The 13,146-nt window shown below is 34.8% G+C and carries 12 protein-coding genes; 11 read left to right on the forward strand and 1 reads right to left on the reverse strand.

Annotated features, from left to right (window positions below):
• The first annotated feature begins 61 nt into the window (after positions 1–61).
• The 11 genes from QZN45_RS05590 to QZN45_RS05640 all read left to right on the forward strand — a co-directional run bounded on the left by QZN45_RS05590 (position 62) and on the right by QZN45_RS05640 (position 12,584).
• Positions 62–226: a hypothetical protein gene (locus QZN45_RS05590; RefSeq protein ID WP_296811681.1), complete on the forward strand. Its 165-nt coding sequence runs from the start codon at positions 62–64 to the stop codon at positions 224–226.
• A 351-nt stretch (positions 227–577) separates the two neighbouring features.
• Entirely contained in the window at positions 578–1,144 is a 567-nt protein-coding gene (locus tag QZN45_RS05595; protein ID WP_296811705.1) for a hypothetical protein, read from the forward strand.
• A 5-nt stretch (positions 1,145–1,149) separates the two neighbouring features.
• Positions 1,150–1,845: a hypothetical protein gene (locus tag QZN45_RS05600; protein ID WP_296811708.1), complete on the forward strand. Its 696-nt coding sequence runs from the start codon at positions 1,150–1,152 to the stop codon at positions 1,843–1,845.
• A gap of 309 nt (positions 1,846–2,154) precedes the next feature.
• Entirely contained in the window at positions 2,155–3,081 is a 927-nt protein-coding gene (locus QZN45_RS05605; RefSeq protein ID WP_296811711.1) for a glycosyltransferase, read from the forward strand.
• A 509-nt stretch (positions 3,082–3,590) separates the two neighbouring features.
• On the forward strand, positions 3,591–4,766 hold the full coding sequence (gene metK / locus QZN45_RS05610) for a methionine adenosyltransferase (protein ID WP_296811713.1): 1,176 nt from the start codon (positions 3,591–3,593) through the stop codon (positions 4,764–4,766).
• 292 nt (positions 4,767–5,058) lie between these two features.
• On the forward strand, positions 5,059–6,243 hold the full coding sequence (locus QZN45_RS05615) for a coenzyme F420-0:L-glutamate ligase (RefSeq protein ID WP_296811715.1): 1,185 nt from the start codon (positions 5,059–5,061) through the stop codon (positions 6,241–6,243).
• Positions 6,244–6,381: 138 nt separating this feature from the next.
• Entirely contained in the window at positions 6,382–7,185 is an 804-nt protein-coding gene (locus QZN45_RS05620; protein ID WP_296811719.1) for an acyltransferase, read from the forward strand.
• A gap of 10 nt (positions 7,186–7,195) precedes the next feature.
• Positions 7,196–8,038, forward strand: a complete 843-nt coding sequence (gene galU, locus QZN45_RS05625; RefSeq protein ID WP_296811722.1) for a UTP--glucose-1-phosphate uridylyltransferase GalU — start codon at positions 7,196–7,198, stop codon at positions 8,036–8,038.
• 22 nt (positions 8,039–8,060) lie between these two features.
• Positions 8,061–9,383, forward strand: a complete 1,323-nt coding sequence (locus QZN45_RS05630; RefSeq protein ID WP_296801724.1) for a UDP-glucose/GDP-mannose dehydrogenase family protein — start codon at positions 8,061–8,063, stop codon at positions 9,381–9,383.
• Positions 9,384–9,526: 143 nt separating this feature from the next.
• Entirely contained in the window at positions 9,527–12,214 is a 2,688-nt protein-coding gene (locus tag QZN45_RS05635; protein ID WP_296811724.1) for a CDP-glycerol glycerophosphotransferase family protein, read from the forward strand.
• Between the two features lie 79 nt (positions 12,215–12,293).
• Positions 12,294–12,584 carry a hypothetical protein gene (locus QZN45_RS05640; protein ID WP_292606713.1) on the forward strand — a complete coding sequence of 97 codons (291 nt, stop codon included), beginning with the start codon at positions 12,294–12,296 and terminating at the stop codon, positions 12,582–12,584.
• Here the strand turns inward: QZN45_RS05640 and QZN45_RS05645 are convergent.
• On the reverse strand, positions 12,573–13,133 hold the full coding sequence (locus QZN45_RS05645) for a phosphatase PAP2 family protein (protein WP_296811728.1): 561 nt from the start codon (positions 13,131–13,133) through the stop codon (positions 12,573–12,575). The two genes, QZN45_RS05640 and QZN45_RS05645, sit on opposite strands and share 12 nt — an antisense overlap.
• Between the last annotated feature and the right edge of the window lie 13 nt (positions 13,134–13,146).

Below are 13,146 nucleotides of genomic sequence, written 5' to 3' on the forward strand. Positions count from 1 at the left end.
AAGAAAAAAGTTTTCGATTGGTGGGCTAAATCTTATATTGATAGAGAAAACAATATTATAGATGGTAAAAAGAAAGGATTTATTGTTTTTTATAAAGATGAACTTTGAAAAATATGGGCTTGATAAAATGACCAACCAAAAATCCATTAAACAAGAACTTATGGAGGTTCAACAGTTAATTCTGGAAAATCAATATTTGCAAGATAAATATCCTGAAAAAAATTAGAATTGGAATTAGGTTTAAATTCACTTAAGGAATTAGAATCTGAAATTTGAGGCACTAAAAAAGAAAAATTAAATCAAAATTGTGAAATTTATTGTGTGATGAATTTTATTAATTCAATTGCCAATATTTACTTAAATCGTATGTAAATTTGCACCTAATTTTTATTTTAATTATATTCGTGTTAATTTACTTAAATTATTATAGTAATGGTTTTTAAATTAGTAATGATTTATTTAAGTAAATTTAATATATAAAACACCATATGGTTTCTTTTGAAGTCTTTATACTAAAGTATTTATACTTTATTTAACATATTATTAGTGTAAATTTATTTTTTTTGGGGGTCAATATATGGTAAATAGTTATCAAAGTAATTATGTAGGTACTAATTTAGAAAATATTGAAGAAATTCTAAAAAAAATTGCTGAAATAATTTCAAAACCTTCAAAATATATTAGTGATAAATTAAAATCCAGTTCAACAGCTACTGAAGATATAACTGAAGATATTCATAATGCTGAAAACATCCTCATTGAAATTGATGATAATAAAAAAATTGAAATGTATGAGTTAATGGATTCTATTGCTAATTTACTTAAAGAAGATGATTTCTTCTATGATGAGTATTTTGATTTTTGTGAAATTCAAGATATGATTAAAGATACTTTAAATAGGGATTCAATTAAAAGATTTGATTTAGTGTTTATTTTAATATTAGTTTTAGATTTTTCTAAATTGATTTGTTATAAACTGGATTTAAAAGAAAATAACACTTTTAATGTTGAGGATTACGAATCAGCATATAACTTATTTTTAACTAAATTCAATGAATCTCAAATTTATTTTTATGAAAATATTTGTGATGAAACTCTCGATGATGATTTATTCATTGAATATACTAACATTATTATGGAGTAGTTGTCATGAATTACTTCTTAGATACTAATGTGGGGCTGGGTTATGTATTCTGTACAGATCCATGGAATGACAAATCAGAGCATCTTTTCAATAAAGAGGGTACTTTTTATATTTCTTATTGTGTTAGAAATGAATTTGATAGAAAATATAATAATATTTTAAAAAAACAAATGAATTTTCTTTATTCACTTCGAAAGGTGTTAGAAATTGAAAATTATTCAAAAAGATTATCTTTAAAGGATTTGAAACTAAAATCATCATTCGTTGTATTAAAACGAGATTTTGAGGATAATTTAAAAGAAAAAATAGTTGAGGTTCTCTGGAAAAGATGTGAAAATAAACATGAATTCGATTCTCATTTAGAAGAATATGTATGTGCTGTTAAGGATTTGTTAATTTATATTAAAAAGTTTATGAGGGGATTTAAAGGAAAACTTATCGATAGGACACGTTTTTTTAAAAGTGAGGTTATTGAGTGCGAAAAGAGAACTAAAAAATACTCAGATTTAAATGATAATTTATCAAAAATTGGCATCCATTATCCTGATAGTTACATTATCCTTGATGCACATGATTTGTCATTAAATGATGGAATCGGTCTTAATTTTATTAGTGCTGATAAGAAAATGATTGAAAGAGCAAAAAATATTCTTAATTTATTAAGTATAGATGGCTTTTTTTATTTAAAAGATTTTTGTTAGTTTTAGGTGGCAATTTCAAAAACTTAAGTGACTTTTACTAAATCTCATTGTCATCATCCAATTTTTAAATTTCAAATCAAATCTTTTTAAAATTCATTTTTTCTGTCTTAAATAATTTTATTTTATTATTAAATTAAGTTTCAAGGAGTAAAACACAAAATCACTTCCTCAAGTAAAAATGTAGTGGTGGTGTTTATGGGATATTCTTCAGATTATTTTATTGCTCTAATTGTTATTTAATAAGATTAATTAAATTGGAGTATCTTCAATACATAAATATAATAATGTGTTGTTATAAACATTAACATAATGAAAACCGTTATCCTTATTCCATGTTACAATGAAGCAAAAACAATTGAAAAAGTAGTCAAAGACTTCAAAAAAGAAATGCCTCATGCAGACATTTATGTCTATGACAACAACTCCACAGACGGCACAGATGAAATCGCAAAAAGTGCAGGAGCTATAGTCAGATATGAATACAAGCAGGGCAAAGGGAATGTCGTAAGGGCCATGTTTCGCGAACTCGATGCTGATTGCTACATCATGGTCGACGGTGATGATACCTATCCTGCAGTCCATGCAAAGGAATTGGAAAGAATCATCCTAAACGGCGAAGCTGATATGGCTATAGGTGACAGGCTTTCATCAACCTATTTTGAGGAAAACGACAGGCCTTTCCACAATACTGGAAACAGGGTGGTCAGAAAGTTCATAAACTTTTTCTTTAAAAGCGATCTCAACGACATAATGACTGGAATGAGGGCATTCAACTATGATTTCGTCAAATCCTTCCCGATTCAGTCCAAAGGTTTTGAAATTGAAACTGAAATGAGTGTTTTTGCACTAAATAACAATTTTAAAATCAGTGAAATTCCAATTGAGTATCGTGACAGGGTTGATGGATCAGAATCAAAGCTTCATACTTATCGTGACGGTTATAAGGTTATCAGGATGATTGTGGCATTGGTACGTGATAAACGTCCGCTGTTTTTCTTTTCAATGTTAACTTTAATTCTTTTAATCATTGCAGGAATATATTTCTTCCCAATTTTATTCAAATACTTCTCAACAGGTTATGTTGTAAGAATACCTACATTGATAATGATTGCAACAGTTGTAATCGTTGCAACAATAATCTTTTTTACTGGTGTCATTTTATATGTTCTCAAAAAGCAGCACAGAGACGACTTGGAACACCATTTGATTTTATTGAATGAATTGAAAAAAAAGTAGATTAATCGACAAACATAAAATCTAATGCAATACCAAAAAGATATTGCATTAGATGACTTGAGTAAGTTAATTGATTTGTCAATTTAAATTTTTGATTTTATTCCATATTAAGTTTTGCTATATTTTTATGATTGTTGAGCAGGTACATTTGTATTAATGTTGGGTAACATAATTTCTGCATGCATTTTTTCAATATTTATTGTTAGTTAATCCATATGTTGTTGTGCACTTTTTAAAATTTTAAATATTGTTTTTTGTAAATTGATTTTGCGATAAATATTTTTTACATTTTTGTGAAAAACAGTCAAAATGGTGGATGGTTTTTGGCAGTAGGTTGCATCAAAATTATGTAGGGTAAATTATAATAATTCTTTTGAGTTGAACCTGTCAAGTTGCTAAATCTGTTAATTCATTGGTTGAGTCAAATAATTAAAATTCTTAAAATATGCAAAAATTATTTTAATGCTTAATAACATACATAACTAAAGTAATGACATTTAGGTGAAAAAATGAGTAAAGTATATAGAACTTTTACATCTGAATCAGTAACACAAGGACACCCGGACAAGGTTGCAGACATTATATCAGATGCGATATTGGACGCATACATGGCAAACGATAAGAATTCTCACGTTGCATGTGAAACTTGTGTAACAACAGATTTTTGTATGGTATTTGGTGAAATAACTTCAAATACTGATTTATCCAAAGACGATATTGAAAAGATTATTAGAGATACTATTATTGAAATCGGTTATGATAATCCTGATTTGGAATTTGACGGTCACAGTTGTGATGTTGCAAACAGGCTCCATGCACAGTCCCAGGATATCAACCAGGGAGTTGACAGGGGAGATGAAGAAACCGGAGCGGGCGATCAAGGTATGATGTTCGGTTTTGCAACAAACGAAACAGAGTCATTAATGCCGTTCCCAATCGATTTAGCACGTAAACTCACAAACAAGCTTACAGAACTCAGGGAATCTGGAGAAATTCCATATCTAAGACCTGACGGTAAGGCACAAGTATCAGTAAACTACGATGAAAATGGAAATGTACTTTCCCTAGATGCTGTTGTCCTATCAACCCAACATGATGAAACAGTTTCTGATGATCAGGAAAAATTAAAAGAGGACATTCGTGAAAAGCTCTTCAAGGCAGTCATCCCGCAGGAATTGATGACAGAAAACACCAAAGAGCACATCAACCCAACAGGTAAATTCGAAATCGGTGGTCCTCACGGAGATGCTGGACTTACCGGTAGAAAAATCATTGTTGACACCTATGGTGGATATGCAAGACACGGTGGAGGGGCATTTTCAGGAAAAGACTGTACCAAAGTGGACAGAAGTGCATGTTATATGGCAAGATACATTGCCAAAAACATCGTTGCAAGCGGTCTTGCTGAAAAATGTGAAATCCAATTGTCCTATGCAATCGGTGTAGCCGAGCCAACATCCGTTATGGTAGATACCTTTGGAACAGGTGCTGACATTGGAGACAAGACCTTTGAGGAAATCGTTCGTGAAAACTTCAAATTGACTCCGGACGGTATCATTGAAACATTAGGTTTAAGGGACACTACTTACAAACAAACCGCTAAATACGGTCACTTCGGTATTGAAGGTCTTCCATGGGAAGAAACCGACAAGGCTGATGATTTGGCAAAATATATTAAAGGATAATTATAAAATATTTGCTTTCTTTTGAAAGCAAATTAAAAACTTTTTTTTTAAAAACTTTTTCTCGCTTATTTTTTAGTTATTTTATTAAAAAACATCAAAATTCACAACTTTCAACTCATTTTGCTAAAAAAATTCATTAAAAATGAATATTAACTGAATGAATTAAAAGTATTGCTTTATCTTCCTTGAATAAATCAATCTTAACTTTTATATATTTTAAAAAATATAAAATAAATGGGTTGTTGGAAGTGATATTCCAACGGACTATTCATGCTTTTAAGGAGTAAAAAAGATGAGATGTGTTGGTACTGTTGTACGTGGTATAAGGACACCGATTATTAAGGAAAACGATGATTTGGCCACCATAGTTGTAGATTCATTGATGGCTGCAAAAGAAAGTGAAGGATTTGAATTTAGGGATAAAGATATTGTTGCAATTACTGAAGCGGTCGTAGGTATTTCAGAAGGAAATTATGTGACTGTGGATGACGTTGCCGAAGATTTGGTAAAGAAATTCCCGTCAAAAAATATTGGGGTAGTAAACCCTATTTTAAGCAGAAACAGATTTTCCATTATCCTAAAAGGTATTGCAAGAGCAATGGATAAGATTACTCTTTTAACCTCTTTCCCGGCAGATGAAGTGGGAAACGGTATTTTGGATGAGGAAATTTTGGAAAAAAGCGAATTCAATTTGGGTAGTGTTATTTCTGAAAGTGGATATTATAAGACTTTCGGCTCATGGATACATCCGTTTACCGGAATCAACATGATTGACTTTTATCGTGAATTGATTGAAAGTGAAGACTGTGAAGTTGAATTTGTCTTTTCCAATGACATCAAAACAATTCTTGATTACACTAATGATGTCTTAACATGTGATATTCACACGAGAGAAAAAAGCACAAAACTGCTTAAGGACTTAGGTGCTAATGTATATGGTCTTCATCAGGTTTTAGTTGAACCGGTTGGAGATTCAGGTTTCAACCCTGACTTTGGACTTTTAGGTTCCAACAAGGCAACTGAAGAAAAATTGAAACTTTTCCCAAAAACAGGAGATACTCTTGTAAGGGAAGTTCAAAAAAGACTCATAGACCTCACAGGCAAACAAATTGAGGTAATGGTTTACGGTGACGGTGCGTTCAAGGATCCTGTGGGACAAATCTGGGAACTTGCAGACCCTGTCGTTTCACCTGCACACACCGACGGCTTGGTTGGAACACCTAATGAAATCAAATTGAAATACGTTTCAGATAACAAATTCGCCGATTTGAAAGGCGATGAGTTAAAAGAAGCTATTAAGGATGAAATCAGACATAAGGCTAAGGACTTGGTCGGTCAAATGATTACTGAAGGAACAACTCCAAGAAGACTGACTGACTTAATCGGTTCATTATGTGATTTGACAAGCGGTTCCGGAGATAAGGGAACACCTGTCGTATTTATCCAAGGATACTTTGATAATTTAGCTAACGACTAAATTATCCTTTTTTTACTATTTTTCTATCAAAAGATAAACTCAAAGATTTTGGGGTATCTGTAATTAATGCTTTTTTAGAACAATCATTATATAATTCCTTCAACAAACTTATATTATTAATGATTTTTAGGTGTAACTGTGCAAGTAACAAATCCAGAGCAACTGTTTGAACTAAAGGAAAACGAGTTCATAGGCGAACTTCCAACCCTTACAAACTCACAAATCAATTTCAACGGTATCAATAACATTCTGGTTTGCGAGGAAGGGGTAAATCTGTGGAACTCCAGAATCGATTTCAATTTGAACAATTCCATTCTCTACCTTTCAAGCGATACTCATAACTATTCTGTAAACATTTCACTGCACAACGACAACATCTGCTTTATCGGAAAAAACAATTTCTTCAACGGCATGACAGTATTTGTCCTTTCGGAGTCTAAGAACATATTCCTTGGAGATGACTGTTTCATTTCATATAATGTGGTTTTCAGAACTTCAGACGGCCATCCGATTTACAATGCCGAGTCAAAAAGAAGAGAGAATTTCGCAAAAAGCATATATGTTGGAGACCATGTGTGGTTGGGTCAGAATGCATTCATATTCAAGGGTTCAAAAATCGGTTCGGGCGCTGTAATCGGTGCAGGTTCCGTGGTTTCAAACAAGACAATCAATTCAAACACTACTTATGCAGGAGCTCCCTTAAAGTTAATAAAAGACAACAGCTTTTGGATTCCTCATTCAGTTCACGGATGGAACGAAGAGGATATAAGCAAAATGTCAGTTTATAATTCAGAACTGTTCGTATATGATGTTGACGATTCTACACTGAATTTTGATAGAATCGAAAACGACTTAAACAGCTTTTCAGAGCTGGACGATGTCGTATCATATATCTGGTCCACAATAATTGTTGGCGGAAAGAACAGATTTACCATAAAATAGGTGTATTATTATGAAAGCAGTTATCCCAGCGGCAGGCCTAGGTACAAGATTATTGCCTGCAACCAAAGCGCAACCGAAAGAAATGTTGCCTGTTTATGACAAGCCTACCATTCATTATGTTGTTGAAGAGGCATTGAAAGCAGGAATTGACGATATCATGATTGTCACAGGCAGAAACAAAAGGTCAATTGAAGATTATTTTGACAAATCACACGAACTTGAATATATGCTTCAAAAGGCAGGAAAGGACCGTGACCTGAAAAAGGTTAGAAAAATCACCGATCTGGCAGACATCTGTTATGTAAGGCAAAAGGATTTGAAAGGATTGGGCGATGCGGTGTTGGCTGCCGAAAGACATGTGGGCGATGAGCCTTTTGCAGTGCTTTTGGGTGATTCAATCGTCAAGTGCAACTCATGCACAGGGCATCTTGTTGATGTTTTTGAAAAATACCAGAAATCCACAATTGCAATAAGGGAAGTTCCAAACGAGCAGGTAAACAAGTATGGAATCATCAGCGGGTCTGAAATTGATGATGATATCTACAAAATCAGCAAGCTCGTTGAAAAGCCGGAAATCGGTCAGGCTCCTACAAATCTTGCAATTGTTGGAAGATATGTCCTCACGCCGGACATTTTTGACAAGATTAATGAAACCGAAGCAGGATTCAACGATGAAGTGCAGCTTACCGATGCAATATCCAAGCTCGATGAGGTTTACGGCGTCAATTACCACGGCAAGGTTTTCAACATTGAAAACAGGATAGGCTGGCTTACCTCATCAATCGACTTTGCATTGGATGATGATGAATTTAAGGATGATTTGATTGAATATATGAAAACTTTCATGGATTAATTGTTTTATATGATGTGATTATATGAATATTACTGTTATTGGAACCGGTTATGTTGGCCTTGTTACCGGAGCATGCTTTTCTAAAATGGGAAACAAGGTCTACTGCGTAGACATTGATGAAGAAAAAATTGAAGGACTTAAAGAAGGAATTTTGCCTATTTTTGAACCTCACTTAGGTACATTGGTTATCAATGGCCAGAAACAGGGGGATTTGGTCTTTACAACTGACATTAAAGAGGCACTGGATGATACAAACATCATTTTCATTGCTGTTGGAACTCCGATGGCTGATGACGGAAGCGCAAATCTTGACTATATTTTCTCAGCAGCCTCAGACATTGCAAACAACATCACAAAGGATTCACTGGTTGTAATCAAATCAACAGTTCCGATTGGAACAGGATTTAGGGTGAAAGAGCATATTGACAATATCTTAAAGGAAAAAGGCAGTGACGTTAAAATCCAGATTGCTTCAAATCCTGAGTTTTTAAAGGAAGGAAAGGCAATCGAGGACTGCCTAAGTCCGGATCGTATTGTCATAGGTGCAGAGTCTGAAGAAGTATTTGACATGCTTAAGGAACTCTATTATCCTTTTGTAATAAACCATGACAGGTTTGTTTTGATGGACGTCAAGTCATCCGAAATGACAAAATACGTTGCAAACGCAATGCTTGCAACCAAGATATCATTCATGAACGAGATTGCAAACATCTGTGAAGTCACAGGAGCTGATGTTCAAAAGGTCAGATTAGGAATCGGTTCTGACAAAAGGATTGGATACCATTTCATCTATGCCGGATGTGGATATGGGGGAAGCTGTTTTCCAAAGGATGTGCAGGCTCTAATCAACACTGCACAAACTAACGGATATGAACCAGAAATTCTTTCACATGTTGAAAAGGTAAATAAAAAGCAAAAGCTGGTTCTTGTCAACAAGATTACAAAAAGGTTCGGAGAAGACCTTTCAGGCATGACATTCGCCATGTGGGGACTTGCATTCAAGCCCGGAACCGATGATGTAAGGGAAGCGACTTCATTGGTGGTGGCTGAAGAGCTCATAAAAAGAGGTGCCAGAATAAATGCATATGACGCTCAGGCAACCGAAGAGTTCAAAAAGGCAATTCCTGATGAATGTTTGGAAAATATCAAATTTGCACAAAGCAGATATGAAACTGTTGACAATGCAGATGCGTTGATTTTAATAACCGAGTGGAAAGAGTTCAGAACTCCTGACTGGCAGTATCTGATTGAAAAGTTAAACAAATCCATAATCTTTGACGGTAGAAATATATATGATAAAAAAATCGAGGAGTATGGGTTTGAATTGTATCAAATCGGTTGTTAAATCGTGAAAAAATCATTACTTTTTTTCTTTTCTTTTTTTTATATAAATCAGTTAAAGTTCCTTATTTCATTAAAAAAAGCTAAGTAGTATTGTTTTATATAATATGTGCAACTTATATTATATCATATTGGGGGATGTTGAATTTGGCTTTTAAATTTTGTGTTGTGATGACTGCATACAATAGTGAAAACTATCTTTCTGTGGCCATCGAGTCTGTAATCAACCAGAGCCTTGACTTTAAACGAAATATTCAAATAATAATCATTGACGATGGAAGTTATGACCATACGCCTGATATTGCCCATTACTATCAGAACAAATATCCGAAAAATATCTTTGTTTTAAGAAATGATGAAAATTATGGGCCGTCCTATTCAAGAAACCGTGGTTTGGGTCATGTGCAGGCTGAATTCGTAAACTTCCTTGACAGTGATGATTTCATAACAGAATATGCATTCAGCAAAGCATTAGACCTGTTTAAAAAACATAAAGAAATTGACATCGTATCCATGCCAATTTATTACTTCGGATCAAGGCGTGGAGGACATTCCCTAAACTACAAATTCGAAAAGACACAGGTTATCAACCTGTATGAAAAGCCAGAATACATTCAGCTTTCTGGAGCGTCATCTTTTTTCAGATTTTCAGCTCTTCAAAACTACAAGTTCGAAGAGGGCTTGAGGGTTTCGGAAGACCCGCTTTTAATCAATCAGATGCTTTTGGACAATCCAAACATTGGATTTCTGGACGGATGTGCTTATTACTACAGAAAGCATGATGACCAAACATCTCTAATAGGTTCTTCAACCAATCACAAATCATATTTCACCTCTCGAGTGGACAGGTACTTTTTGGCATTGATAGACTATGCGCTTAAAAAGAAATCGGAGGTTCCAAAATTCATCCAGCACGTGCTTATGTATGACCTGCAGTGGATTTTTGAAATAAGAAGGATTAACCATCTTTTGGACCGCCAGGAAATCACAGTGCTTTATGCCAAATTAATCAAGATACTTTCATTTATAGATTCAGATGTAATCATTTTCCAAAAGTCAATTCCAGGAATCCTAAAGACCCATATTCTGCTTTTAAAAAAGCATGACGTCAAATATCTGGCTGACAAGAATTCCGTTGGAAATGACAAGTGCACTCATTTCGAAGAGCTGGAGCTCAACAGAATCAACATTGACATCTGCCAAATCGAAGGAGACGACCTTTTCCTATTGGGATACTTCACCACATTCACCCACGAGCCGAACATTCAGGTTAGAATCAATGACGAGCGTACAATTCCTGTTGAAATAATAAGTTTCCCTCAAAGGGACAACTTCTCACTGAACTTCAACTACGGATTCAACCATAACTTCAAGGTGTCAATTCCAATCGAAGACGGCATGAAAATCGAGTTCAGGGTCGATGATGACATATCCATTCCCGAATATTCACATATCTCAAGGCTTTCCAAAGTGTCAAAATATATGCTCTCGGACAAGTTCATAGTAAGGGACATGGATGATTCAATTTTAATCCAAAAGAGAACAACTTCAAACACATTCAAAAATGAGCTTCGAGCTTTTAAAAGCATTATATCCAAAAGGGAGGAAGGCTGGAGAACAGGTGTTCTTTTAAGATTCTTATATTTCTTCTATTATCCTGCCTACAAAGACAGGCACATCTGGATTTTCATGGACCTGCCGTATCGTGCAGACGACAATGCATTCCAGCTGTTTAAATATGCAGTTGCGGCAAACGACAAGGACATTGACAAGTATTTCGCCATTTCAAAGCATGACTATCAGGTTCAGGATGTTGAGATAATGGCAAACAAGTATCGCTCAAGCTCAAGGATGTTTAAAATCAAAAGGCTTCTCGGCCTTGGAAATCAGAGCAGCGAATACCAGAAGGTTGCTGATGTTGGTTTTGATATAGCATACCGGTCAATTCGCCACAGGCTTTATGCACTATTTGCTGAGGTAATCGTTTCATCAAACCCAGACAACAATATCATCTATCCGTTCTGGGGTAATTTCCCATTCCTTTCAGGCCTTGTAAAGTCAAAGACAGTGTTCCTGCAGCATGGGGTTACAAAGGATGACACATCATCATGGCTCAACAAGTATGACAAGAACCTTGACATGATAGTTACAGTGTCTGATGCTGAAAGGCAGTCATTTATAGACAACGATTATGGATATCCTGCAGATTCAATCAAGGTATTGGGTTTTCCAAGATTTGATAAACTTGAAAAGCTTGAAGACAAAAAGGAAATTGTTGTAATGCCTACATGGAGGCGCCATTACACAAACCTTAGTGATGAAAATTTCATGAGAACCACATTCTTCAATGCATTCAACAATCTTTTGAATGATGATGATCTGCTTGATTTTCTCGAGTCAAGGGGATACAGGCTGGTATTCAAGCCACACCCAAATCTATACAAGTTCATTCATCTGTTTGACAGAAACAATGATGTGGATTTCATTGACAGGGACTATTCGGAAATATTCAATCACTCTTCACTTTTGATAACTGACTATTCAAGCGTATTTTTCGATTTCGCATATCTCAAAAAGCCGGTAATCTATTACCATTATGGAAAGGACTATCACTTTGACGTTGAAAGCGGATACTTTGACTATGATGAAATGGGATTCGGACCTGTTGCAAAAACATCTGAAGAATTAAGAAACGACATCATATCATGCGTTTTGCATGACTGTGAAATGGAGGATGTCTATAAGCAGCGTGTGGACGAATTCTTCAAATTCAATGACCATGAAAACTCCAAAAGGGTCTATGAAGCAATCCGTAAAATGAAATTCAACCATTAATTACTACTTTTAACCCGCACAAAGTTACAAAATCTTTAAATACATTCCAATGTTAATTACTATTAAAGGGGATTTAATCATGTATGTAAAAGAAGTATTAGATGATTTGGGAATTAGAATTAAACTGCCTCAGCACTGGTATTCAACAGATGTTGGAGCTGAGTTTGAAGAACCGAAACTTATTCAAAATGACGATATCATAAAAATAGAAGCCGAAAGCGGTGAAAATACAAAGGTCATAGTCATAGACACCAATGACGGAATGAGCGTTGTAACCCGCTTTGCTGACGGAAAGGTCATAGGAGTAAAATATCTTAATAACAAGGATGATTTCGAGTATATCGGAAAACCGTCCGAGCTATACTTTTAAAAACCTGCACACCAGAACACCACTCACCATACCAATCAATGCACCGCAAAGCACATCAAATGGGAAATGCATGCCTATATAGATTCTGGAAAATGCAATCACAACCAGAAACAGAGCCATTATCACCCAAACCAATTTATAATTTTTAAAGTAATCCTTGGCCTTGAGCACGATTACGGTTGCAACCGCAGCAGTTGTTGCGGAATGCCCTGACGGGAAGGAATTCGGATCGCTTGAGGATGAAACTCCGCCTGAACCTAGATGGTTTACATGGTCAAGTATCATGTATGGCCTTGGCATGTGGAATGCCATTTTCAGCACACTTGTAATGACAAACATCAAAAGAATGGCTGCTGCAATCAGTTTGACGAGTCCGTAGTATTTTCTTGTGTTGAAAATGTTTTGTCTTGTTATTACTAGAAGTATAATGAATAAAATGGCCAGAAAGGTCAATCCGCCGAGATGGGTGAAGTTCGGAAGCACCGCATCAAAAATCGGATTGCTCAGGTCATTGTTGATAAAATAAAAAATTTCTGTATTAAAATCCATATAGTATATTTTT

The sequence above is a fragment of the uncultured Methanobrevibacter sp. genome, assembly GCF_900314695.1.
Taxonomy (GTDB): domain Archaea; phylum Methanobacteriota; class Methanobacteria; order Methanobacteriales; family Methanobacteriaceae; genus Methanocatella.